Source organism: Roseateles sp. DAIF2, assembly GCF_015624425.1.
In the GTDB taxonomy this organism is placed as follows: Bacteria; Pseudomonadota; Gammaproteobacteria; order Burkholderiales; family Burkholderiaceae_C; genus Kinneretia.
On sequence record NZ_CP049919.1, the window covers coordinates 2,545,922 to 2,571,589 of the forward strand.

At 70.6% G+C, this 25,668-nt stretch carries 20 protein-coding genes; 2 read left to right on the plus strand and 18 right to left on the minus strand.

Annotated elements, in window-relative coordinates:
• Window positions 1-15: 15 nt before the first annotated feature.
• From ileS to G8A07_RS11820, 12 genes are all read right to left on the minus strand, one after another.
• Window positions 16-2,847, minus strand: coding sequence for an isoleucine--tRNA ligase (gene ileS, locus G8A07_RS11765; protein ID WP_195797168.1), 2,832 nt, complete (start codon window positions 2,845-2,847; stop codon window positions 16-18).
• 78 nt (window positions 2,848-2,925) lie between these two features.
• Window positions 2,926-3,960, minus strand: a complete 1,035-nt coding sequence (locus tag G8A07_RS11770) for a bifunctional riboflavin kinase/FAD synthetase (protein ID WP_195797169.1) — start codon at window positions 3,958-3,960, stop codon at window positions 2,926-2,928.
• Between the two features lie 47 nt (window positions 3,961-4,007).
• A complete protein-coding gene (locus tag G8A07_RS11775; RefSeq protein WP_195797170.1) occupies window positions 4,008-5,837 on the minus strand; it encodes an ATP-binding protein in 1,830 nt (609 codons plus the stop codon).
• Window positions 5,838-5,993: 156 nt separating this feature from the next.
• Complete coding sequence (locus tag G8A07_RS11780) at window positions 5,994-6,716, minus strand: pseudouridine synthase (RefSeq protein ID WP_195797171.1); 723 nt, start codon at window positions 6,714-6,716, stop codon at window positions 5,994-5,996.
• Between the two features lie 7 nt (window positions 6,717-6,723).
• The gene (locus G8A07_RS11785; protein WP_195797172.1) at window positions 6,724-7,698 is read right to left on the minus strand and encodes a P1 family peptidase; all 975 of its coding nucleotides are present in this window, start codon (window positions 7,696-7,698) and stop codon (window positions 6,724-6,726) included.
• A gap of 16 nt (window positions 7,699-7,714) precedes the next feature.
• Entirely contained in the window at window positions 7,715-8,281 is a 567-nt protein-coding gene (locus G8A07_RS11790; RefSeq protein WP_195797173.1) for a DUF3617 domain-containing protein, read from the minus strand.
• Window positions 8,282-8,368: 87 nt separating this feature from the next.
• Window positions 8,369-9,478 carry an acyl-CoA dehydrogenase family protein gene (locus G8A07_RS11795; RefSeq protein WP_195797174.1) on the minus strand — a complete coding sequence of 370 codons (1,110 nt, stop codon included), beginning with the start codon at window positions 9,476-9,478 and terminating at the stop codon, window positions 8,369-8,371.
• A 13-nt stretch (window positions 9,479-9,491) separates the two neighbouring features.
• On the minus strand, window positions 9,492-10,670 hold the full coding sequence (locus tag G8A07_RS11800; RefSeq protein WP_195797175.1) for an acyl-CoA dehydrogenase family protein: 1,179 nt from the start codon (window positions 10,668-10,670) through the stop codon (window positions 9,492-9,494).
• 143 nt (window positions 10,671-10,813) lie between these two features.
• Window positions 10,814-11,644: an exosortase-dependent surface protein XDP1 gene (gene xdp1, locus G8A07_RS11805; RefSeq protein ID WP_195797176.1), complete on the minus strand. Its 831-nt coding sequence runs from the start codon at window positions 11,642-11,644 to the stop codon at window positions 10,814-10,816.
• 159 nt (window positions 11,645-11,803) lie between these two features.
• Window positions 11,804-14,632 (minus strand): XrtA/PEP-CTERM system TPR-repeat protein PrsT, encoded by a 2,829-nt coding sequence (gene prsT / locus G8A07_RS11810; protein WP_195797177.1) that lies wholly within the window; start codon window positions 14,630-14,632, stop codon window positions 11,804-11,806.
• A gap of 81 nt (window positions 14,633-14,713) precedes the next feature.
• The gene (locus tag G8A07_RS11815; RefSeq protein ID WP_195797178.1) at window positions 14,714-15,322 is read right to left on the minus strand and encodes a TIGR02281 family clan AA aspartic protease; all 609 of its coding nucleotides are present in this window, start codon (window positions 15,320-15,322) and stop codon (window positions 14,714-14,716) included.
• A 48-nt stretch (window positions 15,323-15,370) separates the two neighbouring features.
• The gene (locus G8A07_RS11820; protein ID WP_195797179.1) at window positions 15,371-15,865 is read right to left on the minus strand and encodes a YajQ family cyclic di-GMP-binding protein; all 495 of its coding nucleotides are present in this window, start codon (window positions 15,863-15,865) and stop codon (window positions 15,371-15,373) included.
• A 94-nt stretch (window positions 15,866-15,959) separates the two neighbouring features.
• On the opposite strand from G8A07_RS11820, the gene murB reads away from it, so the two are divergent.
• The gene (gene murB, locus G8A07_RS11825) at window positions 15,960-16,988 is read left to right on the plus strand and encodes a UDP-N-acetylmuramate dehydrogenase (protein WP_195797730.1); all 1,029 of its coding nucleotides are present in this window, start codon (window positions 15,960-15,962) and stop codon (window positions 16,986-16,988) included.
• A 10-nt stretch (window positions 16,989-16,998) separates the two neighbouring features.
• On the opposite strand, the gene G8A07_RS11830 is transcribed toward murB, so the two are convergent.
• From G8A07_RS11830 to G8A07_RS11850, 5 genes are all read right to left on the minus strand, one after another.
• Window positions 16,999-19,221 carry an ATP-binding protein gene (locus G8A07_RS11830; protein ID WP_195797180.1) on the minus strand — a complete coding sequence of 741 codons (2,223 nt, stop codon included), beginning with the start codon at window positions 19,219-19,221 and terminating at the stop codon, window positions 16,999-17,001.
• A complete protein-coding gene (locus tag G8A07_RS11835; protein WP_371816443.1) occupies window positions 19,218-19,718 on the minus strand; it encodes a molybdopterin-dependent oxidoreductase in 501 nt (166 codons plus the stop codon). The genes G8A07_RS11830 and G8A07_RS11835 overlap by 4 nt, the downstream gene beginning before the upstream one ends.
• A gap of 70 nt (window positions 19,719-19,788) precedes the next feature.
• Window positions 19,789-20,925, minus strand: coding sequence for an ABC transporter permease (locus G8A07_RS11840; RefSeq protein ID WP_195797181.1), 1,137 nt, complete (start codon window positions 20,923-20,925; stop codon window positions 19,789-19,791).
• Window positions 20,922-21,863 carry an ABC transporter ATP-binding protein gene (locus G8A07_RS11845; RefSeq protein WP_195797182.1) on the minus strand — a complete coding sequence of 314 codons (942 nt, stop codon included), beginning with the start codon at window positions 21,861-21,863 and terminating at the stop codon, window positions 20,922-20,924. The genes G8A07_RS11840 and G8A07_RS11845 overlap by 4 nt, the downstream gene beginning before the upstream one ends.
• A gap of 2 nt (window positions 21,864-21,865) precedes the next feature.
• On the minus strand, window positions 21,866-22,837 hold the full coding sequence (locus G8A07_RS11850) for an HlyD family secretion protein (RefSeq protein WP_195797183.1): 972 nt from the start codon (window positions 22,835-22,837) through the stop codon (window positions 21,866-21,868).
• A gap of 91 nt (window positions 22,838-22,928) precedes the next feature.
• Between G8A07_RS11850 and G8A07_RS11855 the strand changes: the two genes are divergently transcribed.
• A complete protein-coding gene (locus G8A07_RS11855; protein WP_195797184.1) occupies window positions 22,929-24,614 on the plus strand; it encodes a long-chain fatty acid--CoA ligase in 1,686 nt (561 codons plus the stop codon).
• A gap of 28 nt (window positions 24,615-24,642) precedes the next feature.
• Here the strand turns inward: G8A07_RS11855 and G8A07_RS11860 are convergent, their stop codons facing one another.
• Window positions 24,643-25,665, minus strand: coding sequence for a LytR C-terminal domain-containing protein (locus G8A07_RS11860; protein WP_195797185.1), 1,023 nt, complete (start codon window positions 25,663-25,665; stop codon window positions 24,643-24,645).
• Between the last annotated feature and the right edge of the window lie 3 nt (window positions 25,666-25,668).

Genomic DNA, 25,668 nt, shown 5'->3' on the forward strand with positions numbered 1-25,668 from the left:
CCTTGTTTCGTTTCGTCAGGCCACCGTGCGGGTCTCGCCGTCGCCGTGCAGATTGCTGTCGCAGCGCCCGCACAGGGTCGGGTGCGCCGGATTCGCGCCGACATCGGCGCGGTAATGCCAGCAGCGCTCGCACTTGGCATGGGTCGAGGGCGTCACCGTCACGCTCAACTCGTCCGCGGCCACCAGGCTGGCGGCCGAGGTGATCAGCACGAACTTCAGGTCCTCGCCCAGGCTCTGCAGCAGGGCCAGGTCCTCGGCATTGACGCCCAGGGTGACCTCGGCTTGCAGCGAAGAGCCGATCGCGCCGGTGGTGCGCACCTCCTCGATCGCCTTGTTGACGGCGTCGCGGATCTCGTGGATGCGGTTCCACTTGGCCGTCAGCTCGCTGGCCGGCGCGTCGAAGGTCCAGTAGGTCTCGGTGAAGATGGTCTGGCCACCGTTGAAGACCTTCCAGGCCTCCTCGGCGGTGAAGCTGAGGAAGGGCGCCATCCAGCGCAGCATCGCGTTCGTGATGTGCCACAGCGCGGTCTGGGCCGAGCGGCGCGCCAGCGACTTTGGCGCGGTCGTGTAGAGGCGGTCCTTCAGCACGTCCAGGTAGAAGGCGCCCAGGTCCTCGGAGCAGTAGACCTGCAGCTTGGCGACGACCGGGTGGAACTCGTACTTCTGGTAATGCGCCAGGATCTCGGCCTGGAACTCGGCCGCGCGCGCCAGCGCATAGCGGTCGGCCTCCAGCAGCTGCTCCAGCGGCACGGCGTCCTTGGCCGCGTCGAAGTCCGAGGTGTTGGCCAGCAGGAAGCGCAGGGTGTTGCGGATGCGGCGATAGCCGTCCACCACGCGGGCCAGGATCTTGTCGTCGCCGGCGATGTCGCCCGAGTAGTCGGAGGCGGCCACCCACAGGCGGATGATCTCGGCGCCCAGCTTCTTGCTGGTGTCCTGCGGGTCCACGCCATTGCCCTTGGACTTGCTCATCTTGTGGCCCTTGCTGTCCACGGTGAAGCCGTGGGTCAAGAGGCCCTTGTAGGGCGCGCGGCCGTTGATGGCGCAGGAGATCAGCAGCGAGCTGTGGAACCAGCCGCGATGTTGGTCATGACCTTCCAGGTAGAGGTCGGCCTCGGGACCGCTCTCGTGCGCGGCGCCCAGATGGCTGCCCTTCAGCACATGCTGGAAGGTGGAGCCGGAATCGAACCAGACGTCCAGGATGTCCTGGCCCTTGCTGTAGGCCTCCGCTTCCGCGCCCAGCCACTCGGCCGGGTCCAGCTTGGACCAGGCCTCGACGCCGCCGGCCTCGACCAGCTGCGCGGCGCGCTCGATGAACTCCAGCGTGTTCGGATGCGGCTGGCCGGTGTCCTTGTGCAGGAAGATCGGCAGCGGCACGCCCCAGCTGCGCTGGCGCGAGATGCACCAGTCGGGCCGGCCGGCGATCATGTCGCGCAGGCGCGCCTGGCCGTTCTCGGGGTAGAAGCTGGTCGCCTCGATCGCCTCCAGCGCGGTCTGGCGCAGGGTCTTGGGCGCCTTGTCGACGGTGAACACACCTTCGCCTTCATCCATGCGCACGAACCATTGCGCCGCGGCACGGTAGATCACCGGGCTCTTGTGGCGCCAGCAATGCGGGTAGCTGTGCATCAGCTTGCTGTGCGCCATCAGGCGGCCGGCGTTCTGCAGCGCCTCGGCGATCACCGCATTGGCCTTCCAGATATGTTGGCCAGCGAACAGCGGCAGCTCGGCCGCGTAGACGCCGTTGCCCTGCACCGGGTTCAGGATGTCCTTGAACGCCAGGCCATGGCTGACGCAGCTGTTGAAGTCGTCCAGGCCATAGGCCGGGGCCGAGTGCACGATGCCGGTGCCGTCGTCGGCGGTGGCATAGTCGGCCAGATACACCGGGCTCTCGCGGTCGAAGCCGGGGTCCACATGGGCCAGCGGATGCTTGAACTTCAGCAGCTCGAGCGACTTGCCCGGGGTGACGGCCACCACCTGGCCCTCGAGGCTCCAGCGCGCCAGGCATTTCTCGACCAGGGCCTCGGCCACGACGAAGTAGCCGCGCTCGGTCTCGACCAGCGCATAGGGCAGCTCGGGGTTCAGGTTCAGCGCCTGGTTGGCGGGAATGGTCCAGGGCGTCGTGGTCCAGATGACGGTGAAGGCATCCTTGGAAAGCGCAGCCAGGCCGAAGGCCGCGGCCAGCCTGGCCGGCTCTGCGCTCAGGAAGGCCACGTCGACGGCCGGGCTCTGCTTGTCGGCGTACTCGATCTCGAACTCGGCGAGCGACGAGCCACAGTCGAAGCACCAGTAGACCGGCTTCAGGCCGCGGTAGACGAAGCCGCGCTCGAACAGGCGCTTGAGCACGCGGATCTCGCCGGCCTCGTTCTTGAAGTCCATCGTGCGATAGGGCTTGTCCCAGTCGCCCAGCACGCCCAGGCGCTTGAAATCGGCGCGCTGCTGGTCGATCTGCTCGGTCGCGTAGGCGCGGCTCTTGGCCTGCACCTCGTCGCGCGGCAGGCCGCGGCCGTAGGTCTTCTCGATCTGGTTCTCGATCGGCAGGCCATGGCAGTCCCAGCCGGGGATATAGGCCGCGTCGAAGCCGTCCAGCTGGCGCGCCTTGACGATCATGTCCTTCAGGATCTTGTTGACCGCGTGACCCATGTGGATCTGGCCGTTCGCATAGGGCGGGCCGTCGTGCAGCACGAACTTCGGCGCGCCGCAGCGCGCCTCGCGCAGGCGCTTGTAGAGGCCCTGGTCCTCCCAGTCTTTGACCCAGCCCGGCTCGCGCTTGGGTAGGTCGCCGCGCATCGGGAACGGGGTGTCGGGCAGGTTCAGGGTCGAACGGTAGTCTTTGTTGGCGGCGTCGGTCATGGCAGCAACGGCAATGGGTGGGCAGACTGCGGGCGTCTGCGTGAAGCGTGGGGCGGAGGGAGGCGCGCGCGCAGCGCTTCAAATTCGGTCGCGCGTGGTCTGGCGACTGACCTTGACGTAGGACGCTGCATGGGCGGCCAGGTAGGCGCGCGCCTCGGCCACGTCGCGGGCAATCGCGGCGGTCAGGGCCGGCAGGCCCTCGAAGCGGGCCTCGTCTCGCAGTTTGTGCAGCAGTTCCACGCGCACGAGTTTACCGTAGGCCCCGTCCGAACCCAGTTCGGCCGGCCAGTCCAGGCAATGGACCTCCAGCAGGATGCGCCCGGCCTGCTCGACCGTCGGCCGCACGCCCAGCGAGGCCACACCGTCCAGCGGCGTTCCGGCCAGGCCCTGCACGCGCACCGCGTAGATGCCATGGGCGGCCGACTTGCCGTGCGGGAAGCGCAGGTTCAGGGTGCGAAAACCGTCGCCCGCGCCGGCCGCCGATTCGTTCAGCGAGCGGCCCAGCTTCTGGCCATGCACCACATGGCCGGAGATCGAATAGGGTCGGCCCAGCAGCCGGGTCGCGGTCTCCATGTCGCCGGCGCCCAGGGCCTCGCGCACCGCCGAGCTGCTGACGCGCAGGCCATGCACCTCGTAGCTCATCATGCGCGCGACATCGAAGCCCTCGCGCGCGCCGGCGGCGTCCAGGGTGGCGTAGTCGCCCTGGCGCTTGGCGCCGAAGCGGAAATCGTCGCCGACCAGCACATAGCGCGTGGCCAGGCCGTCGACCAGCACCCGGCGGATGAAGTCCTGCGCCGGCAGCGAGGCCAGCGCCTCGTCGAAGCGCAGCACCACGACCTGGTCGATGCCGCAGCGCGAAAGCTCCTGCAGCTTGTCGCGCAGGGTGGCGATGCGCGCCGGTGCCAGCTCGGGCTTGCTTAAGCGGGCGGCGAAGAAGTCGCGCGGATGCGGCTCGAAGGTCAGCACGCAGGTCGGCAGGCCGCGGTGCTGGGCCTCGGAGCGCAGCAGCGCCAGCATGGCCTGATGCCCGCGGTGCACGCCGTCGAAGTTGCCAATGGTCAGCGCGCAAGCGGGCGCGATGCCGGGATGGTGGAAGCCGCGGAAAACCTGCATGGGCGCCGATTATCTCCGCGCCGCCAAGCCCTGGCCGGCGGACGGCTTCAGGCGGGCTGCGGCTGGCGCAGATGGCGCTGCACCATCGCCAGCAGATCGGCCATCTCGAAGGGCTTGACCAGGTAGTCGTCCATGCCGGCATCCAGGCAGCGCTGGCGGTCGCTGTTCACCGCGCTGGCGGTCAGCGCGACGATGGGCAGCGGCGTCAGGCCCTGGCGGCGCTCATGCGCGCGCCAGCTCTGGGTGGCCTCAAAACCGTCCAGCTCGGGCATCTGGCAGTCCATCAGCACCAGGTCGTAGGCGCCGGCCTTCATGCGCTCCAGCGCCTGCAGCCCGTCCTCGGCCTGGTCCACCGCCAGGCCGAAGCGCTCCAGCATGCTGGCCGCGACCAGCAGGTTGACCGGGCTGTCGTCGACCAGCAGCACCCGGCCCGCCAGCCGCGGCAGTGTGAGCGGCGCAGGCTCCGGGCCGCTCGGCCGCGCGTCGGCGCAGACCTGCAGCGGCAGCGTGAACTCGAAGGTCGAGCCCTGGCCCGGGCTCGAGCAGCAGCGCAGATCGCCGCCCATCGCCCGCGCCAGCTCGCGCGAGATCGTCAGGCCCAGGCCGGTGCCCTCGGGGCGGGGCGACTGCAGCCGGTAGCTGCGCTCGGCCTGCTCGAAGGGGGCGAACACGCGCTCCATCTGGTCGGCCGGGATGCCCTCGCCGGTGTCGCGCACCGCGAAGCGCAGCAGGGTGCCGGCGCGCATGTCCAGCACCGTGCCGACCTCGACCGTGACGCTGCCGGCCTCGGTGAACTTGATTGCGTTGCCGACCAGGTTGTGCAGCACCTGCTTGATGCGCGCCGCATCGCCGACCACGCAGCCGGGCAGGGTGGGGCTGCACTGCAGCCGGAAGTCCAGCCCCTTCTCGCGCGCGCCCGCGGCCAGCAGCTGGCAGACATCGTCGACTGCCTCGCGCAGCTGCAGCGCGGCCGGCTCGATCACCAGCTTGCCGGATTCGATGCGCGCCAGGTCCAGGATGTCGTTGATCAGGGTCAGCAGATGGCGGCCGGAGCGGCGCACGATATGCACCTGCTCGCGCTGCTCGGGCGCCAGCTCGCTGCGCTCCAGCAGCTGGGTGATGCCCAGGATGCCGTTCAGCGGGGTGCGGATTTCGTGGCTCATCATCGCGACGAAGCGGCTCTTGCTGCTGCTGTTGCGCTCGGCCGATTGCAGGGCCTGCTCGCGCTGCTCGGCGATCCAGGCGTTCTCGAAGCGCAGGCGCAGCAGCTCGCCGTGGCGCGCCTGTACGCGGCGCGATTCGAACAGCGAGACGCCCAGGAACAGGCTCAACCCGGCGGCGACGAACAGGTCCGCCGGCCTGCCCAGGCTCAGGTGGTAGGCCAGCAGCGGCGCGAAGGCCAGGGTCGAGAACAGCAGATGGGCGCGCCAGACGCTGCCCAGCGAGAACAGGCTGATCGCGCCCAGGCCGACCAGGCTGGCCAGGATGATGCCGTCAAGTTCCGGCAGGGCCGGGCTGTGGAACCACCAGCCTAGCGCGCCCCAGCTCAGCGCATCCAGCGCCAGCAGCGCCATGTAGCGCCGCTGCCAGGCGGCGTGCTGGCCCGGGGCCGGGCGGGCGCGGCGGAACTGCAGCACATCCAGGCAGCGCAGCGCGCTGATCAGCGCTCGGGCGCCCAGCCAGCCCAGCAGCAGGCCATGCGGCAGGTGCGGCCACAGCCATATGACCGGGAAGCAGCAGAACAGCAGCCCCACGGCCGTCGGGGCCGGGGTCATGTCATACAGCGCGGCGAGGCTCTCGGCGCCCACCTGCTGGGCGATCCGATCCGCTTGCGCCGCGTTCCCTCCATCCTCTTGGGGTTCGGCGCTTGTCATCATTTTTGTCAATCAACCAACGACGGGGCCTTCTGTCTCGAAGGCTCCCACAGATCGCGGTTCTACCGGCTCGGCATGACAAAACGCCTAGGATCAACCCTGGAGCGTGGTGCGCTCGCTGCAAAGAGAGAACAAAGCTAGGGCATGCCCTAGGTGCTGCTAGGCCTGCGACCAGATCAGCGCGGGGCTCGCCACCCAGGTCCAGGCGCCGGGCGCGAGATCGGCCGGCAGGGCCAGCGCGCCGAAGCTCGGGCGATGCAGGGCCTCGACCCGGTTGCCGACCGCGGCCACCATGCGCTTGACCTGGTGGTACTTGCCCTCGGTCAGGGTCAGGCGCAGCAACTGCTCACCGGTGGCCTCGGCGGCCTCGGCCCGGGTGAACTCGGGCTTGTGGTGCGGCTTGGGGTCGGGCTCGCGCAGCTCCACGCCGGCCAGCAACTGGGCCACCTGCTCGGCCGTCACAGGATGCTTGCAGCGCGCCTCGTAGACCTTGGGCACATGGTGCTTGGGGCTGGTCAGCTTGTGGATCAGCGCGCCGTCGTCGGTCAGCAGCAAGAGGCCCGTGGTGTCCTCGTCGAGCCGGCCGACCGGCTGCACATTGCGCTCGCGCAGCGGCGCCGGCAGCAGGCTCATCACGCTGGGGTGATGCTTGGGCTTTTGCGAGCATTCGTAGCCGGCGGGCTTGTGCAGCAGGATCAGAGCCTTCTCGTAATAGGGCCAGGTCTTGCCGCCAACCTCGAAGACCAGGCCCTCGGGCGAGAAATCGGCATCGGGGTCGTCGACCACCTCGCCCTGCACGGACACCTCGCCATGCTGGATCAGTCCGGCGCACAGGCGACGGGTGCCGAAGCCTTGGGAAAAAAGAATCTGGGACAAACGCATGCCCGGATTATCCGGGCAGCTCGTGGATCGAGGGCAGGCCCGGCAGGCCGCGGGCGGCACGCACGGCGCGCAGCACCGCGCGGGCGGTCACCTCGGCGGCCAGCGGGCCGAGCAGGCGCAGATCGCCCGCGGGCGTCTCGGCGCCGCCGGTGGCGAGGGCGAAGATCACGTCGCCATCGCTGACGGTGTGGACCGGGTTGATGCAGCGGGCCAGGCCGTCATGCGCCATCTGCGCCAGCTTGGTGGCCGCGGCCTTGTCCAGGCGTGCATTGGTGGCGACGATGCCCAGGGTCGTCGCGGTGCCGGCCAGCGGCACCTGCGGTAGCTCGCCGCGCTGCAGGGCCGCGATCATGCCCAGCGGCCGGCCGTCCGCGCCGCGCGCGCCGGCCAGCAGGACGCCGCTGGCGGGATCGATGATGTCGCCGATCGCGTTGACGACGACCAGCGCGCCCAGCGTGACGCCGCCCACCGTCAGGGACGCGCTGCCGATGCCGCCTTTCATCGCGCGCGCGATACCCAGCAGCTTGCCGATGGTGGCGCCGGCGCCGGCGCCGACATTGCCTTCGGCCGGCGGCGCGGTGCTGGCGGCCTCGCAGGCGGCATAGCCGGCCGCGGCATCGGGCGTGATGGCCGGGTCGCCCAGCCAGAGGTCGAAGATCACCGCGCCGGGCACGATGGGCACGCGCGCCGGCCCGACCGGGAAGCCATGGCCGCGCTCGGCCAGCCAGCGCATCACGCCGCCGGCCGCATCCAGGCCAAAGGCGCTGCCGCCGGCCAGCAGCAGGGCATGCACCCGGTCCACCGTGTTCTCCGGTGCCAGCAGATCGGTCTCGCGCGTGCCGGGCGCCGCGCCGCGCACATCGACGCCGGCCACTGCGCCCTGTTCGCACAACAGCACGCTGCAGCCGGTGGGGCGCTGCGTCGAGGTCCAGTGGCCGATCTTCAGGCCGGGGATGTCGCAGATGCTGTCGTCGATCGGCATGGCAGAGAGGACAAGCTCAGCGCGGCTGCGGCTTCAGGCCGCCGCAGTCCGCGCCCAGCCAGCGGGCGTCGCCGCTGACCTGGGTGGTCTCGGCCTTGCCGCCGCGCTGATGCGTGATGCGGGTGCGGCTGCTGAAACCCTCGCCATTGGCGCGCAGGGTGACCTCGCTGTCGCCCTCGGCGGCCGGGTCGGTGCAGCGGAAGCGGGTGTTGATGGTGTTGCCGCTGCGCTGGCTGTCATGCTGGCATTTGCCCTTGTCCAGCATCGGTGGTTGGTTGCGCGCGGCCTGTTCCGGGCTGATGCAGATCTTCACCGCCATGCCGCCGCCACCGCCTCCGCTCATGTCCAGGCTGATGCCGCGCGAGGCCATCATCTGCTCCATCGCCTGGCGCTGCTCGGGCGGCATCGCGGCCATGCGCTGCTGGGCCTCGGCCATCTGCTTCTGGCGCTGCGGGTCGAGCTGCTGTGGCTGTTGGCGAATCTCCCAGAGGCCCGGCTTCATCGCGGCCTGGGCCGCGGCCGGCAGGGCGGGACTCAGCAGCGCGATCAGCAGGGTCGGGAGCAGGGCATTGCGGATGGCCATGGCAGGGTCTCCCAGAGAGCAAAAGAGGAAGAAGGAATCCCGCCGCGAGCCGCTGGGCCCGGGCGGGATCAGTGTAGCGCCGGCGGCTCAGGCGAAGACGCCGGCGCTGTCCTGCATGCGGGCGCTGACCTCGGCCAGGTGGTGCAGGCTGTCGCCGAACTGCATCTCCATCGTGGTCAGGCGCTTGAAGTAGTGGCTGCCGATGTACTCGTCGGTGACGCCGATGCCGCCATGCAGCTGGGTGCATTGCTGGCCGACGAAGCGCATCGACTGGCCCAGCTGCAGCTTGGCCTGCGACAGGGCGCGGCGGCGCGCGGCATCCGGCTCGCCCAGCTTGAGCGTGGCGAAGTAGCTCATCGAGCGCGCCAGCTCCAGCTGCATCTTGATGTCCGCCATGCGGTGGCGCAGGGCCTGGAAGCTGGCGATCGCGACGCCGAATTGCTTGCGCGTGTTGAGGTAGTCGGCGGTCAGCAGCACCAGCTTGTCCATCGCGCCGACGGCCTCGGCGCACAGCGCCGCGATGCCGATGTCCACCGCCAGTTCCAGCACGGCCAGGCCCTGCTCGGGGCCGACCAGCAGGGTGGCGGGGGCCTGGTCCAGGCTCAGCTCGGCGGCGCGGGACCCGTCCTGCAGCGCATAGGGGCGGGTCGCGACGCCCGCCGCGCCGCGTTCGACCAGGAACAGCGCGATGCCGCCGCCGGTCTGCGCCGGGACGATGAAGGCGTCGGCCTGGTCGCCCGCTGGCACCAGGCTCTTGGCGCCGCTAAGCTTCGAGCCCTCGGCGCGGGTCGCGACCCGGTCGAGCCGGTAGCGGGCGCCGCGCTCCTGGTGCGCCAGCACGACCAGGGCCTCGCCGCCGGCGATCTTCGGCAGCCAGGCTGCGCGAACCTCGGCGCCGGCATGGGCCAGCACCGCCGGCGCGATCAGCCCGGCCTGAGCATAGGGCTCCAGCACCAGGCCGCGGCCCAGTTCCTCCATCACGACCATGGCCTCGACCGGGCCGAAACCCATGCCACCCTGGTCCTCGGGCACGGCCAGGGCCGTCAGGCCGAGGCCGACCAGGCCGTCCCAGGCCGCGCGGTCGAAGCCGCCGACCTTGACGATGGTCTGGCGGCGCTCGAAGCCATAGTCCTTGTCCACCCAACGCTGCACCGCGTCGCGCAGTGATTGCTGGTCTTCGCTGAAATCGAAATCCATGATGTCGGCCTCCTCAGCCCAGCACCGTCTGCGCGACGATATTGCGTTGCACTTCGTTCGAGCCGCCGTAGATCGTGGTCTTGCGGTAGTTGAAGTAATGGCTGGCCAGCGGCGCGCAATGGGCGGCGCCGACATGGTCGCCCTGCCAGCCAGCCTCCATCGCCTCGAAGACGAAGGGCAGGGCATAGGGGCCGGCGGCCAGCATCATCAGCTCGGTGTAGCGCTGCTGGATCTCGCTGCCGCGGATCTTCAAGAGGCCCGCCACGTCCAGCGACTGCTTGCCGGACTTCTCGGCCGACAGCACGCGCAGGACCATCATCTCCAGCGCGACGATGGCCACCTCCAGCAGCGCGATCTGGTCGCGGAAGCGGCTGTCATCGAGGACGCCCTCGGCCTTGGCGATGCGCTTCAGGCGCTCCAGCTCGCGCTTGGCGCGGTTCACGTCGGCGATATTGGTGCGCTCATGGGCCAGCAGGTATTTCGCGTAGGTCCAGCCCTTGTTCTCCTCGCCGACCAAGTTCTCGGCGGGCACCTCGACATTGTCGAAGAACACCTCGTTCACCTCATGCTCGCCGTCCAGCATGATGATCGGCCGCACCGTGATGCCGGGCGACTTCATGTCGATCAGCAGGAAGGAGATGCCGGCCTGCGGCTTGACCGTCGGGTCGGTGCGCACCAGGCAGAAGATCCAGTCGCCATGCTGGCCCAGCGTGGTCCAGGTCTTCTGGCCGTTGACGATGTAGGCGTCGCCCTGGCGCTCGGCGCGGGTCTTGACCGAGGCCAGGTCGGAGCCCGAGCCGGGCTCGCTATAGCCCTGGCTCCACCAGACCTCGCCGCTCATGATGCCGGGCAGGTGGCGCTGCTGCTGCTCGGGCGAGCCGAAGGCCATGATCACCGGCGCCACCATCACCGGGCCGAAGGGCACGACGCGCGGCGCCCCGGCCAGCGCGCATTCTTCCTCGAACAGATGGCGCTGCACTGCATTCCAGCCCGGGCCGCCGAACTGTTTGGGCCAGGCCCAGCCATGCCAGCCCTGCTTGCCCAGGATCTTGGCCCAGCGTTGCATATCGTCCTTGGACAGGCGCAGCGCGTTGTGCACCTTGTGGCTGATGTCCTTGGGCAGGTTCGCGGCCACCCATTGCCGGATCTCGGCGCGAAAGGCCAGCTCCTCCGGCGTGAAGTTCAGATCCATGCTCGTCTCCTGCCTATCGTCTTTCTACGTACTGGCAGGGTTTTAGCACGACCGTTCTATTCACGGATGTCCCGGCAGGGACAACTCGGCGGGGCAAAAGAAAAGCGCCCCGAAGGGCGCTTGGTCATTCAGCTTAAAGCCGATCAGGCTTGGTCGCGGCGGCGGCGCACCCAGCCGATCGCGCCCAGCGCGGCGGCGGCCAGGGTCAGGGTGGCCGGCTCCGGCACGCCGGTGCCCGGGGTCTGCGTCTTGCTCGCGGCGGCGAAGGAGAAGAGCTTGAAGTAGTCGAGCTTGCTGTCGGCGGTGGTGGTGCCGATGGTCTGGTTGTAGGCCGTGATCAGCCACCAACTGGAGCTCTCGTTGGAGCCGACCGCGTTGGCGTTGTTGAAGGTCGCGGCGGCCGAGGTGCCCACATTGAACTTGTTGGCCACCAGATCCCAGCCGTCACCTCCATTGTCCATGTCGGTCTTGATCTGCGCGGCGGTCTTGCCCAGCAGGGCAGCGGACGCATCGCCATTGCCCACATAGCGCAGGATGGAGATGTCCGAGTCGTTGTACATCCAGCCTAGGTTCAAGCCGTTCAACTCTACCGAGCCGCTGAACTGGATCAGCACCGCATCGGTGTGATTCTTGTTGTCGATCGCGTGCTGGCTGTCGGTCGAGGTTTCGCCGGTGTCATTGACGACGCCGAATTCGGTGTTGGATGCGTAGCGGCGCAGCGAGGCCTTGTCGAAGTCGGAGCCGGAACCGTTGTAGCCGGTTGTGGACCAAGCGGTGATCGTGGCGGTCTTGCCACCGACCGTCGAGGTGCAGCCATAGGCGTTACCCATGCCGCTGCTGGTGCCGGAGGACAAGGAGCAACCCGAGACGTTCCAGTTCCAGGTGTCCGCTGCAAAGGCCGCCGGCGCGAATGTCAGGCTGGAACCCAGACAGGCCGCCAGGGATAGCCATTTCAGCGATTTCTTATGGGTCATATAGGTCTCCGAAGCTTGCAGGCCCTTGAAAGGACGCTTGCAGCGTAGGTAGCAAATCTCAGGCCACGGCGTCGATTCTTATGTAATACAAGGACTTAGCCATATCGACGGACTGCTCTCGGGATCCAATGTAAGCTTTTTTGACACCGCGGTATCCCCTCATTTAAGTGTCGTCAGCAGGGCAGTCGCGGCCATGGCGATATCCGGCGCGAGGCTGCCCTTCAGCGCCACCTCCACCTCGCCGCGGGCCTCGGCCTTCTTGCCCATGGCGGCCAGCACGGCGCCCAGGTGGTAGCGGATCTCGGCATTGCCCGGCTCGCGCAGGCGCGCATCGCGCAGCAGTTGCAGGGCGCGGTCATGCCGGCCGGCGCGGAAATTGGCCCAACCAGCGGTGTCGATCACCAGCGGCAGGCGGGGCGCCTCGGCCAGCGCGGCCTCGGCGACCTTCAGCGCCGCGGCGTTGTCGTTCAGGCGCAGCAGCACATTGGCCTGGTTGTTCAGCAGCTCGGCGTCCTTCGGGCTCTGCTTCAGCGCGAGGTCGTAGGTCTGGCGGGCGGCGGCGAAATTGCCATGCCGGGCCTGGGTGTCGCCCAGGACCTTGCGCACGGCCAGGTCGTTCGGGCGGGTCTTCAACCATTGCTCGGCCAGTTGCACCGCCGGCTTGCCGCCGTCCTGCAGCGACAGCAGGCGGAACAGGCGCAGCAGGCTGTCGGTCGAGGGCTGCAGTTCATGGGCCCGGCGCAGCGAGTCCAGCGCCGGGCCGACCTGGTCGCGCGCTACCTGCACATCCGCCAGCAGGCTGTGGCCCAGGGCCAGCTTGGGCTGTTGCTGCAGCACCTGGCGGGCCAGGCGTTCGGCGGCGGCCTGATCTCCGCGCATCAGTTCGGCGCTGGATGACATGGCCAGCGCGCGGACCGAGCCCGGCTGGGTCGACAGCACCTTTTCCAGGGTGTAGGCGGCACCGGCCGCATCGCCGGCCAGCAGCTGCAGGTCGGCGACGCCGAACAGCTGCTCGGCCTGGTAGCCGGCGCGGCGGGCGGCCTGGGTCAGGCTGTTGCGGGCGCCGGCCTGGTCGCCGCCCAGCAGCTGGGCGCGGGCATAGATGAGGAGCGCGCCGGAATCCTCGGGCGTGCGGTTCAGCAGGCGCTTGGCGGCTTCCAGCGCCGGGGCGGCCTGGCCGGCGCGCAGATGCCAGGCGACCAGGGCCTGCTGGGCACGGCCGACGCCGGGGCCGAGGCCATCGACCGCCTTCTCCAGCCAGCGCAGCGCTTCCTCGGGGTTCTTGCGCTGTTCGGACAGCGAGGCCATCTCGAACAGGATGTCGGCGTTGCGGTCCTCTTCCTTCAGCAGGGCGGCCAGGCGCTTGTCGGCCTCGGCCAGCGCGCCGCTGGCGATGTCGACCCGCACCAGGCCCAGCTTGGGCTCGAGCAGGCTGCGGTCGATGTCGAGCGCGCGCTGGAAGCTGCTGCGCGCACCAGCGAAGTCGCGCGCACGGGACTTGGCGATGCCCTGCAGGGTCCAGACCGTCGGGTTGCGGCCATGCTGCTTCAGCAGGGTGTCGGCGGTGGCGATCGCCTTGGCATTCTGGCCGGCCTTCATATAGAGGCTGATCAGGTTGGTGCCGGCCTGAAGCTGGCCGGGGGCGCGCTTGAAGGCGGCCTCCAGCTCGGTCTGGCCGCTGGCCGCCTGACCGCTCTGCAGCAGGCCCAGACCCAGCACGGTGCGGAACTCCGGCGTGTCGTTGCTGCGCAGCGCCTGCTGCATCAGCGAGGTGGCCTTGGCATGCCGGCCCTGCGAGACCAGCAGCGAGGCATACATCGCCAGCGCCTGGCCGTCGCCGGGCTGGGCGCGTAGATAGGACTCCAGCACCTCGGCGGCGCGGTCGGGCTTGCCGTCGCCCAGGTAGATCTGGGCCAGCAGCTTGGCCAGCGGCGTCGGGCCGAGGGCGCGGTGCGCCGCCTCCAGATAGGGAATGGCCTTCAGCGGCTCCTTCAGCGCATGGTGGGCCATGCCGGTCAGGATCAGCATCTGCGGCCGGTAGCGGATGTACTCGATCGGCACCGGGTCCATCAACGAGGTGACCTCGTTGAGCGCGGCGTTCGCGGTCGCGGCATCGCCGGCGCGGCGCGCCAGCAGGGCCTTCAGGTAGAGCCCGCGCGGCTCGTTCGGCTCGCGCTTGAGCAGCTCGCCGATGTCGGCCGCCGCATCCTTGCCGCGGTCCAGGTCGATCAGCGCGCCGGCCCGTGCCAGCCGGGTCTCGGTATGCGCGGGGTCGAGCTGCAGCGCGCGGGCATAGGCGGCCAGAGCGGTGGCGATGTCGCCGCGCGCATGCAGCACCGAGCCCTTCTGGTAATGCGCCTCGGCCGAGGCCGGGGTGATCGCCAGGGCCTTGTCGACCGCGACCATCGCCTCGTTGAACTGCCGGTTGCGCACCCGCAGCGGCACCTCGGCCAGCCAGACCTCGGCCGAGTCGCGGCTCAGCGCGCGCGCCTCGTCCAGCATCGCCAGGCCGTTGCGCAGGTCACCGGTATCGGCGGCGGCGGCGGCGCGCAGCAGGATCAGCTGCTGGCGCAGCGCCGGCTGCAGCCCGTTCGGATTGAGATCGGGGCGCTCCAGCAGCTGGGTCTGCTTGCCCTGGGCCGCCAGGGCCTGGGCCAGCGGGATCACGATCTCGGCCCGGTTCACGCCCAGGCGCAGCGCCTCGCCGAAGGCGATCTCGGCACCGGCCGGCTCGTTGTTGGCCAGCAGCGCGCGGCCCAGCAGCAGCTGCACCGGCAGCTGCGACTTGTCGATCTGCAGCGCGTTCTTCAGCTGGATGATCGCGCCGGCCATGTCCTTGCGCTCGTAGCGCACCAGCGCGTCCTCGTAGTAGCGCGCGGCCTTGGCGTTGTCGACCGCCCAGGCCAGCGGCGCGGCGCCCAGGCTCAGCAGCAGCGCCAGCGTGGTGGCGTGCCTGCGGGTGGGGCGTGAGGACGGGGGACGGGACATGGGGCGCAACCCTTGCGTAGGCGGAACCGGGCGATCATAAGGTCAGCCCCGCCGCGCCCTGGGGCTCGCCCACCCCTCAAGTCAGTAGCGCAGGTCCAGAGTCATTAAATCGTTCTCGCGCCGCATCTGGAAGCGGTTCAGGAAGCTGTTGCCCAGCAGCACATGGCTCATCTGGCCGGGCACGACGATCGCGTCGACATGGCGCAGCTCGACATCGCCGATGCGCACGCTGGACAGTTGCAGCAGGTGGGCCGTGACCACGCCGTTGGCGGTCTGCGTCATCACGCGGCGGCCCTCGCGGTACTTCAGGCCCATGCGCTCCGCCTCGGCCTGGGCCAGCGAGACGGAGGTGGCGCCGGTGTCGACCAGGAACTGGACCGCCTGGCCGTTGATGCTGCCCTGGGCGACGAAATGGCCGCCGGGCCCGGCGGACAGCACGATCTGGCGGCCCGCGCCGGTGGTCGCGCCGCCGCCGACCCGGCCGGGCGAGGCGCCCAACTGCAGGCTCAGGCGGCGTCCGCCGTCCAGCTCGACGGTGGCGCTGTCGCCCTCCAACGCCAGCAGCTTGACGCCACGCACGCGCTGGCCCAGCGACACGGTGCTGGGCTGGCCATCGATCAGCAGCAGCGCGGCCTTCTGGCCCAGGCTGCCGTTGAAGCTGACCGATTGGGCGAGCGCGGTGGCGCCCATGACGAGGCCTGCGGAAAGCAGGGCGAGGGCGCGCCGCACGGCTTGCCTTTACTTGCGGTAGTTGTCGAAGCTCAGCGGCAGGTCCGGCAACTCCTTGCGCAGCGCGGACTGGGCGGCCTGCAGATCGTCCAGGCTCTTGCCGGTGATGCGCACGATGTCGCCCTCGATGGCGGCCTGCACCTTCAGCTTGCTGTTCTTGATCGCGGCCACGATCTTCTTGGCCTCGGCCGCTTCCAGGCCGGATTTGATCTTGTAGACCTGCTTGACCCGGTCTCCGCCCAGCTTCTCGACCTTTTCCTGCTTGTCGACGAAGCCCAGCACCACGCCCTGCTTGGTCAGCTTGGCATAGAGCACGCCCTCGATCTGCTCGAGCTGGAACTCGGCATCGCCGGTGGCGTGGATCTCCTTTTCCTTGTCCTTGTATTCGATCTGGGCGCTGGTGCCCTTGAAGTCGAAGCGGGTGCCGATTTCCTTGGCGCTGGCGTCCACGCTGTTGCGGACCTTGACCATATCGGGCTCGAGAACGGTGTCAAAACTTGGCATATCGGTAAATGCTTGCGGGCGGTTGCCCGTGATCGGTGAAAATTCTGCCATGCCGGACCATGCTGTAAATCCCCCCAAGAGCGCCACGCGTGAATTGCCGCTCGAACGCGACGTCAATCTGAAGCCCTACAACAGCTTCGGCCTGCCCGCCATGGCCGAACGCCTGGTGCGCATCCGCGAGGAGGCCGATGTGCGCCGCGTCGTCGACCACCCGGAGCTGGGCCGTGCGCCCAAGTTCGTGCTGGGCGGCGGCAGCAACCTGGTGCTGACGCGCGATGTGCAGGCGGTGGTGCTGAAGATGGAGATTCCCGGCATCCGGCTGCTGGAGGAGCGCGCCGATGCCTGGATCATCGAGGCCGGCGCTGGCGTGGCCTGGCATGAGCTGGTCGCCTGGACCATCGAGCAGGGCTATCCGGGCCTGGAAAACCTGGCGCTGATCCCCGGCACCGTCGGTGCGGCGCCGGTGCAGAACATCGGCGCCTACGGCATCGAGCTGAAGGACCGCTTCGAGAGCCTGGACGCGGTGGACCTGGTGACCGGCCGCAGCGCCTTCCTGCCGGCCGCGGTGTGCCGCTTCGGCTACCGCGACAGCGTGTTCAAGCAGGAAGGCTTTGGCGGCTTGGCCGGCAAGAGCGTGATCACCCGGGTACGCCTGCGCCTGCCGCGCCCCTGGGTGCCGGCGCTGGACTACCTGGACCTGCAGCGCCGGATGGCCGAGACCGGCATCGCCGCGCCCGACGCGCGTCAGATCTTCGACTGGGTCTGCGAGATCCGCCGTGCCAAGCTGCCCGACCCGGCCAAGATCGGCAATGCCGGCAGTTTCTTCAAGAACCCGGTGGTCAGCGAGGAGCAATGCCGCGACATCATCGGCCGCGACCCCGGCATCGTGCATTACCCGATGCCCGACGGCACGATCAAGCTGGCCGCCGGCTGGCTGATCGACGCCTGCGGCTGGAAGGGCAAATCGGTCGGCGGCGCGGCGGTCTACGAGCGCCAGGCCCTGGTGCTGGTGAACCGCGGCGAGGCGCGCGGCGCCGAGGTCGTGACCCTGGCGCGGGCGATCCAGGAAAGCGTCTACGGCCGTTTCGGCATCCGCCTGGAGCCCGAACCCATCCTGCTCTGAACGAGCGCTTTCAGATCAGCCCGCGCTGTGCGCACAGCGCCGGGCTGCGCTGCAGCGCATGGCGCAGCAGCTCGCCGCAGCGGCTCAGGGTCGTGGCATCAGCGCCCTGCTTGGCGAGGCGCTCCAGCTCGCGCGCGGCCCGCGCCACCTCGGTCAGACCGAGGCTGGCGCTGGCGCCCTTGACCGCATGGGCGGCCGAGCGCAGCGCCTCGGCGTCAGGTGGCTGCAGCGCGCGGTCCAGGCGCTGGAGGCTGACCGGCACGTCCTGCACGAAGGTCTGATACAGGCCCGGCACCCGGGCCGGCGGCAGGGTGCGGCGCAGCACCTGCAGTACCTCGTCGTCGAAGTCGCCGGCCGGCGGCGGCGCGGCGGGCGCCGGGGCCGGCGGCAGCGACTGGCGGTGCAGCAGCGCGGCCAGGGTCTCGATCTCCACCGGCTTGGCCAGGAAATCGGCCATGCCGGCCTGCAGCGCGCGCTCGCGCGATTCCTCGAAGGCATCGGCCGACAGCGCGACGATCGGCACCCGGGCCTTCGCACCGGGCAGGGCGCGCATCGCGCGGCAGGCCTCGTAGCCGTCCATCACCGGCATGTGCAGATCCATCAGCACCAGGTCGAAGTCCTGCAGCGACAGGCGCTGCAGTGCCTCGAAGCCGTTCTCGCAGAACACCGCGTGATGGCCCAGCCGCTCCAGCACCGCCTCCAGATAGTGGCGGTTGGTGACATGGTCCTCGGCCACCAGGATGCGCAGCGAGCGGGTCGGCGGCAGCGCGGCGCCGCTGGTGTCGGGCAGCTGCGCCGGCGCCTCGCAGGCCGGCAGCGGCAGCTCGACGACGAAGGTCGAGCCCAGGCCCGGCGTGCTGTGCACCTGGATGTCGCCGCCCATCGCGCGCGCCAGGTTGCGCGAGATCTCCAGCCCCAGGCCGGTGCCGCCATGGCGGCGCGAGCTGGTCGCGTCGCCCTGGCTGAAGCGCTGGAACAGGCGGCCGAGCAGGGCCTCGTCCATGCCGGTGCCGGTGTCGTTGACGCTGAAGCGCAAGACCTGGCCCTCGTGGCTCAGCCGCAGGTCGACCCGGCCCTGGTCGGTGAACTTGATCGCGTTGCTCAGCAGGTTCAGCAGGATCTGGCGCAGCCGGGTCGGGTCGGCACTGACCCAGGCCGGCACCTCGCCGGTCTGCGCCAGCGACAGCGCCACGCCCTTCAGCCGCGCCTGCGGCTGGCAGATCTCGTCGAGCTCGCGCAGCAGCCGCGCCGGCTGCACCGGCTCCGGATGGATGGTGATCGCGCCGGCCTCCATCTTGGAGACGTCCAGGATGTCGTTCAGGATCGCCAGCAGATGGCGCGCCGAATCGCTGGCGGCCTGCAGCTGCAGGCGCTGGTCGGCGCGCAGCGGCGTGTCCTTCAGCAGACCCAGCATGCCCAGCAGGCCGTGCAGCGGGGTGCGCAGCTCATGGCTCATATTGGCCAGGAACAGGCTCTTGGCGCGGCTGCCGGCCTCGGCGGCCTGGCGCGCCTCGCGCAGATGTTCGGCCAGCGTCTCCTGGTCGCGACCATGGCGCTCCAGGCTGCGCAGCTGGCGCATCACCACGATCGCCAGCCCCAGCAGCAGCGCGCATTGCAGCAGGGTCAGGCCCAGGCTCAGGGTGCTCTGGCTGCGCACCAGCTCGTTGCGCGCGCTCAGCTGCGCCGCCACATGGTGCGAGGCGGTCAGCGACAGGTCGTGGATGCCGTCGCCCAGCGGCGCCAGCCGCTCCAGCAGCTCGCGCACCCGCTCGGGCTGGCGCTCCAGCAGCGCCGCGTCCAGCGGCAGGGTGTCGGCCCAGGCGACGAAGGCGCGGCTGCGCTCCAGGGTGCGGCGGTAGTCCGGGTGGCTGGTCAGCACCTTGGCCGCATGCTCGCCCTCGATCAGGCCGAGCCGGCTGACGAAGATCTCGTAGCGCTGCGCTGCCTGCTGCGCCTGCTCCGGTCCGCCGCGGCGCAGCGCCTCGCCCAGCTGGGTGCGCAGCTTCAGGTACTCGGCCTCGTACTGGAACAGGCTCCAGACCAGGTAGTCGTCCTGGTACTGCCGAGTGGTGTTCAGCAGCTCCAGCTGGCGCATCTGCAAGACGCCCATCGCGCCGAACACCAGCAGCAGGAGCAGGCCCATCGCGGGTAGCAGGCGCCGGCGCGCGCGCGGCGCGGCGGCTGTGGCGGGAGCGGCAGGAACGGCGGGAATGGCGTTGAGGGGCTCGCTCACCGCACCTCCATCGCCTTGAGCTGCCAGATCGAGCGGCTGTAGTAGACGCTGCTGCGCAGCTTGGCCTGGCTGTCGAAGGGGTAGATCACGAACAGCGGGCCCTTGTCGCGCAGCGGCATCGGCTGGTCGTCCAGCAGCCGCGCCACCAGCATGTCATGCGCCTGCGCGTCCTCCATCGGGATGCTCACCTTGTAGTCGTTGATCGCGCGGGCCTCGATCTGCTGGCCCTGGGCGCCGGCCGCGGCCAGCACGTCGCGCAGCAGCGGGCCGCTGAACTTGCGCGGGCCCGGATACCAGGGCGTCTTCTGCGTGATGTGGTGCTGGGGCAGGGCGGCCAGCATCGCCATGTCGAACTGGGCCTGGCCCTCGCGGTTCGGCTTGGTCAGGCGCCCGCTGACGCTCAGCACCACCGGGCCGGTCGGGGTTTCCAGCGCCAGGGTGGGCAAGGGCAGGCTCAGCAGGCTCAGCAGGACGGGGCGGCGGCTCAGGTGTCGCACGGTGGTCTCGGGTTGCGGGGCGGGGAGGCCCGGCGGATTCTAGGATGGGTGCTGCGGCGCTCGTATCGGTTCAATCCAGGGTACGGCGGTAGCGCAACAGGGCCAGCGCGCCGGCCGCCAGCAGGAAGGCCAGCATCGGCCAGAGCTCGGGCAGCAGCTCGGCCAGGCCGCTGCCCTTGAGCATCAGGCCGCGCACGATGCGCAGGAAATGCGTCAGCGGCAGCAGCTCGCCCAGGGCCTGGGCCCAGGCCGGCATGCCGCGAAACGGGAACATGAAGCCCGACAGCAGCAGCGAGGGCAGAAAGAAGAAGAACGTCATCTGCAGTGCCTGCAGCTGGTTGCGCGCCAGGGTCGAGAAGGTGAAGCCGACGCCCAGATTGGCCAGCATGAACACCCCGATCAGGGCCAGCAGCAGCAGCGGGCTGCCCAGCATCGGCACCTCGAACAGCAGCGCGGCCGCGCCCATGATCACCGCCAGCTGCAGGTAGCCGATCAGCACATAGGGCAGGATCTTGCCCGCCATCACCTCCAGCGGCCGCACCGGCGTGGCCAACAGGTTTTCCATCGTGCCGCGCTCGCGCTCGCGCGTCATCGCCAGCGCGGTCAGCATCACCATGGTCATCGTCAGGATGGTGCCGATCAGGCCCGGCACGATGTTGTAGCGCGACAGGCCCTCGGGGTTGTAGCGCCGTTGCAGGCGCAGCTCGAAGGGCGGTGGCGTGCCCTGCAGCGGCGCCAGCGCGCCGACCAGGTCGGCCCGCAACGCCGTGCCGGCCAGCTGCTGCAGCGCGGCGATGGCGTTGCCGGAAGCGGCGGGATCGGTCGCGTCCGCCGCCACCCGCAGCACCGGACGCTCGCCGCGCAGCAGCGCGCGCTGGAAGCCCGGCGGCACGACGACGAGGAACTGCAGCTCGCCGCGCGCCATCAGCGCGTCCGCCTCGGCCTCGCCGGCCGGCGATGCGACCAGCCGGAAATAGCCGCTGTTCTGCAACGCGGCCACCAGGCTGCGCGCCATCGGCCCCGGGTCCTGCACGATCACCGCGGTCGGCAGGCCCTTCGGGTCGGTGTTGATCGCATAGCCGAACAGCACCAGCTGCAGCACCGGCACGCCGACCGCCATCGCGAAGGTCAGGCGGTCGCGCAGCATCTGCTGGAACTCCTTGATGAAGATCGCGCCCATGCGGGCCCAGGACCAGCCGGTGTTCATCGCGCGGCCCCGGCCGGCGCGGCGAAGTTGTCCTGCGCGCGGGCGATCAGGCTGATGAACACATCCTCCAGATTGGCCTCGGCGCGCTCGATCGCGAGGCCCGGCTGCGCGCGCAGCGGCGCCAGCGCCCGCTCCAGCTGGGCTTCGTCCTGCCCGGCCACATGCACCGCGCTGCCGAAGGCCGCGACGCTCAGCACGCCGGGCGCGGCGCGCAACGCCTCCAGCCGCGCGGCCAAGCCGGGGCCGCGCAGCGACCAGACCGCCAGGCCCGCCTCGCGGATGATCTGCGCCTCGCTGCCGCGCGCCAGCAGCCGGCCGTAAGCGATGTAGACCAGCTCATGGCAGCGCTCGGCCTCGTCCATGTAATGCGTCGAGACCAGCACCGTGATGCCCTCGCCGGCCAGGCGGTGGATCTCGTCCCAGAACTCGCGCCGCGCCTTCGGATCCACGCCGGCGGTCGGCTCGTCCAGCAGCAGCAGGCGCGGCCGGTGCAGCAGGCAGGCGGCCAACGCCAGGCGCTGCTTCCAGCCGCCCGACAACGAACCGGCCAGCTGGCGCTGGCGGCTGGTCAGGCCCAGGCGCTCCAGCGCGGCGCCGACCACCGCGCGGCGCTGCGGCATAGAAAACAGGCGCGCGACGAAGTCCAGGTTCTCGCGGATCGTCAGGTCCTCGTAGAGGCCGAAGCGCTGCGTCATGTAGCCGACCTGGCGCTTCAGCGCCGCGGCCTCGCGCCGGAAATCGAGGCCCAGACAGCGGCCCTCGCCGGCATCCGGCGTCAGCAGGCCGCAGAGCATGCGCAGGGTGGTGGTCTTGCCGCTGCCGTTGGGGCCGAGGAAGCCGCAGATGCGGCCCGGCGCCACCTGCAGATCGATGCCGTCCACCACCGCGCGACCCTCGTAGCGCTTGACCAGGCCGCGCACGTCGATGGCCGGCTCCATGGTCAAGACTTGACCCCCGCGCGTACGTCCAGCGGTTGGCCCGGGTGCAGGCGCTCGGCGTCCTCGGGCCGCTCCGGCCGGGCCTCGACGCGGAACACCAGCCGGGCGCGCTGCGCGTTCGAGTAGATCACCGGTGGCGTGAACTCGGCCTGGCTGGCGATATGGCTGATGCGCGCGGCGATCGCGGCGCCGCAGCCGTCGCAGGACAGGCGCACCGGCTGGCCCAGCGCCAGGCCGCCCAGCTCGGCCGCGGGCACGAAGAACAAGGCCTTGCGCGCCGCGGCCGGCAGCAGGGCCAGCACCGGCTGGCCGGCATTGACCCATTCGCCGGGGCGGTAGAACACATCGGTCACGCGCCCGCCCTGCGGCGCTCTCTGCCGCGTCTGGGCCAGGCGCCAGTCGCTCTGCGCCAGCGCGCCGCTGGCCGCCGCGGCCTGGGCGCGGGCCGCCAGGCGTTCGTCCGCCCTTGCCGGCAGGCGCGCGCTGGCCAGCGCCGCCTCCAGCTCGCCGACGCGGGCCTCGGCCTGGCGCAGCTGCAGCGCCGCATCGTCGACCCGCGCGCGGGCCACGAAACCCTGACCCAGCAGCTCATGCTGGCGCTGCCAGTCGGCGCGCGCCAGCGCGGCCTGACTCTGGGCCTGGCGCAGCTGGGCCTGGGTGATGGCCAGCTCCTCGCGGCGTCGGCCCTTGTCGGTGTCCTCGGCCTGGAAGCGGGCGCTGTCGCGGCGTGCCTCCGCCTCGGCCAGGGCCGCTCGTTCCAGCGTGGCCTCCAGCGCGAACAGCGGCTGGCCGGGCCGCACCGCGTCGCCCTCGCGCACCGTCAGCTCGGCCACCCGCCCGGCCACTGGCGCGGCGAGGTAGAGCGCATCGCCCTCGGCATAGCCGGCCCAGGCCGGCGCCGGCGGCGGCTCGCCGCGGCCGCAGGCCCCGAGCAGCAGGGCGGCGAGCAGCGGCGGCAGGCGGTGGCGCGACATGACGCCATGTTAGGCCCTGTCGCTCGCGGGACAAACGGCAACGGCCGGGCCGGGGAAGATGGCCGCACAACAAGCCCAGGAGACTCGCCGCATGACGTCCCGCCCCGCCCAGGCCTACTGGCCCGCGCGCCTGCCGCGCCGGCTCGAGGTGCCGCAGACATCGCTGTGGTTCAACCTGGAAGTGGCGGCGCGCCGCTATCCCGACAAGGCCGCGACGATCTTCTGCGGGCGAGCCCTGAGCTATGCCGAGCTGCGGCGCCAGGCCGAGGCTCTGGCCGGCTGGCTGCAGGCCCAGGGCGTGACCAAGGGCGACCGGGTCGCGATCTTCATGCAGAACTGCCCGCAGTTCCTGGTCGCCTTCTATGCGGTGAACCGCGCCGACGCGGTGGTGGTGCCGGTCAACCCGATGAACAAGGCCGAGGAGTTCGGCCATTACCTGCGCGACCCCGAGACCCGGGTGGTGATCTGCGGCGCCGAGCTGGCCGGCATCGTCGCGGCCGCCGACGCCGCCCAGCCGCCCGAGCAGCGCCTGCGCGCGCTGCTGGTGACCCGCTACGCCGAGATGCTGCCGCAGGAGATCGACCCCGCCCTGAGCCTGCCGCCGGCGATGCTGGAGGGGCTGCGCGCCGATCCGCCGCTGCCGGCTGGGGCGACGCGCTGGGCCGCGGCGCTGGCGGCCGGCCATGAACCCGGCCCGCACAGCGCCGGGCCGGACGACCTGGCCCTGCTGCCTTACACCTCGGGCACCACCGGTGCGCCCAAGGGCTGCATGCATACCAATGCCACGCTGATGAGCAATGCCTGCGGCGGCGGCCAATGGGGCCATGCCTCGGCCGAGAGCGTGGCGCTGGCGGTGGTGCCGATGTTCCACATCACCGGCCTGCTGTACGGCGTGCTGGGGCCGGTCTATCAAGGCCTGACCCTGATCGTGATGCCGCGCTGGGACCGCGAGCTGGCCGGGCGCCTGATCTCGCGCCACCGGGTCACGCATTGGACCTGCATCCCGACGATGATCATCGACCTGTTCGCCAGCCCGAACTATCGCAGCTTCGACCTCTCCAGCCTGCGCTACCTCTCCGGCGGCGGCGCGGCGATGCCACAGGCGGTGGCCGAGCGGCTGCGCCAGGAGTTCGGCCTGACGTTCGCCGAGGGCTACGGCCTGACCGAGACCGCGGCACCCACCCATGCCAACCCGCCCGAGCATGCCAAGCTGCAATGCCTGGGCATTCCCTTCTTCGGCGTCGATTCGCGCATCGTCGATCCCGACACCCTGGCCGAGCTGCCCCCCGGCGAGGTGGGCGAGATCGTCAGCCATGGGCCGATGCTGTTCAAGGGCTACTGGCGCCAGCCCGAGGCGACGGCCGCGGCCTTCATCGAGATCGAGGGCAAGCGCTTCTTCCGCACCGGCGACCTGGGCCGGGTCGACGAGGAGGGCTTCTTCTTCATCGCCGACCGGCTCAAGCGCATGATCAATGCCAGCGGCTACAAGGTCTGGCCCTCCGAGGTCGAGATGCTGCTGTACAAGCATCCGGCGGTGCAGGAGGCCTGCGTGATCGCGGCGCGCGATGCCTACCGCGGCGAGACGGTGAAGGCGGTGGTGGTGCTGCGCCCCGGCCAGGAGGGGCTGACGGCCGAGGCCCTGATGGCCTGGGCGCGCGAGCAGATGGCGACCTACAAGGTGCCGCGCCAGGTCGAGTTCGCGCCCGCGCTGCCCAAGTCGGGCGCCGGCAAGGTGATGTGGCGCCTGCTGCAGGAGCGCGAGGCCGCGCGGGCTTGATCGGGCCGAAGCGAAGCCGGCCGGCCCCTCAGCAGTCGGCGCTGTTGCCGCGCACGCGGCAGGCCGCATCCTGCGGCCAGTCCTGACCGAGCAGCAGCCGCACATCGCCGCGCAGGCCCGGCTGCAGCCGCGCGCTGGCCGGCACGCCCTCCGGCAGGGCGCGGGCCACGCGCTGCGCCGCGGCCTCCTGGCCCTCGCGGTACTGCACCAGGGTGCGGGTTTCGGTATAGGGCAGCTGATTGCTCAACCGCGCCGCGGGCAGCCCTGCCGCCGCCAGCCGCTGGCCGACTCGCGCGGCCATGCCCGCGGCGCCGTTGCCGTTGCTGACCTCGAGCCGGAAGCGCGACGGTGCGTCGCCTTCGGCGGGCATGGCCGTGCCCGTCGTCGCCGGCGCGCTGGGCGCCGCGGTCGAGATCATGATTGCGGGAAGGGTCGCGTCTGCCGGACCAACGGCCGGCGGCGCGGGCTGCTCGATCGAGAGGGTCGCCAGGGTGCGGCGCGCCAGCGCCTGCTGCAGATTGGCCTGGGCGACGCTGTTGGCCGGTTGCTGCGCCAGCACCCGCTGCAGGGGCTCGACCGCCTCGTCCGCTCGGCCGGCCAGCAGCAGCACATAGGCCAGGTTGTTCTGCAGATGCGGGCGCTGCGGCGCCAGCGCGAGCGCGCGGCGCAGCGCGGCTTCGGCCGCATCGAGGCGCCCCAGCTGGGCCAGCGCCTGGCCCAGGCCGTCATGCGCCTCGACCAGGCCCTCGTCGCGCGCCAGCGCGCGGCGGTAGGCATGGACGGCGCGCTCCCAGTCGCGGCTGCCCTCGAAATAGCGGGCCAGGGCCAGATAGGCCGCGGCGGACAGCGGGCCGTCCTGCACCTGATAGACCGGCTCGACCTTCCACCAGGGCCGGGCCTGGTCCAGCGCGGCGCAGCCGGCCAGCGCGACGCCGGCCAGCAGGGTCAGGCCCAGCAGCGGGCGGCGCAGCGTGCGCGCTACCGGCTCAGCGGGGGCCGGCGCCGCGGGCGGCAGGGCGGCGGGCGGGGCGAAGCGGGCTTGCATGCGCATGGC

Excerpts from the sequence above, each read along its gene's own strand:
- ileS (WP_195797168.1), bottom strand. The coding sequence starts at position 2,847 with ATGACCGACGCCGCCAACAAAGACTACCGTTCGACCCTGAACCTGCCC.
- G8A07_RS11770 (WP_195797169.1), bottom strand. The coding sequence starts at position 3,960 with ATGCAGGTTTTCCGCGGCTTCCACCATCCCGGCATCGCGCCCGCTTGC.
- G8A07_RS11775 (WP_195797170.1), bottom strand. The coding sequence starts at position 5,837 with ATGATGACAAGCGCCGAACCCCAAGAGGATGGAGGGAACGCGGCGCAA.
- G8A07_RS11780 (WP_195797171.1), bottom strand. The coding sequence starts at position 6,716 with ATGCGTTTGTCCCAGATTCTTTTTTCCCAAGGCTTCGGCACCCGTCGC.
- G8A07_RS11785 (WP_195797172.1), bottom strand. The coding sequence starts at position 7,698 with ATGCCGATCGACGACAGCATCTGCGACATCCCCGGCCTGAAGATCGGC.
- G8A07_RS11790 (WP_195797173.1), bottom strand. The coding sequence starts at position 8,281 with ATGGCCATCCGCAATGCCCTGCTCCCGACCCTGCTGATCGCGCTGCTG.
- G8A07_RS11795 (WP_195797174.1), bottom strand. The coding sequence starts at position 9,478 with ATGGATTTCGATTTCAGCGAAGACCAGCAATCACTGCGCGACGCGGTG.
- G8A07_RS11800 (WP_195797175.1), bottom strand. The coding sequence starts at position 10,670 with ATGGATCTGAACTTCACGCCGGAGGAGCTGGCCTTTCGCGCCGAGATC.
- xdp1 (WP_195797176.1), bottom strand. The coding sequence starts at position 11,644 with ATGACCCATAAGAAATCGCTGAAATGGCTATCCCTGGCGGCCTGTCTG.
- prsT (WP_195797177.1), bottom strand. The coding sequence starts at position 14,632 with ATGTCCCGTCCCCCGTCCTCACGCCCCACCCGCAGGCACGCCACCACG.
- G8A07_RS11815 (WP_195797178.1), bottom strand. The coding sequence starts at position 15,322 with ATGGGCGCCACCGCGCTCGCCCAATCGGTCAGCTTCAACGGCAGCCTG.
- G8A07_RS11820 (WP_195797179.1), bottom strand. The coding sequence starts at position 15,865 with ATGCCAAGTTTTGACACCGTTCTCGAGCCCGATATGGTCAAGGTCCGC.
- G8A07_RS11840 (WP_195797181.1), bottom strand. The coding sequence starts at position 20,925 with ATGAACACCGGCTGGTCCTGGGCCCGCATGGGCGCGATCTTCATCAAG.
- G8A07_RS11845 (WP_195797182.1), bottom strand. The coding sequence starts at position 21,863 with ATGGAGCCGGCCATCGACGTGCGCGGCCTGGTCAAGCGCTACGAGGGT.
- G8A07_RS11850 (WP_195797183.1), bottom strand. The coding sequence starts at position 22,837 with ATGTCGCGCCACCGCCTGCCGCCGCTGCTCGCCGCCCTGCTGCTCGGG.
- G8A07_RS11855 (WP_195797184.1), top strand. The coding sequence starts at position 22,929 with ATGACGTCCCGCCCCGCCCAGGCCTACTGGCCCGCGCGCCTGCCGCGC.
- G8A07_RS11860 (WP_195797185.1), bottom strand. The coding sequence starts at position 25,665 with ATGCGCATGCAAGCCCGCTTCGCCCCGCCCGCCGCCCTGCCGCCCGCG.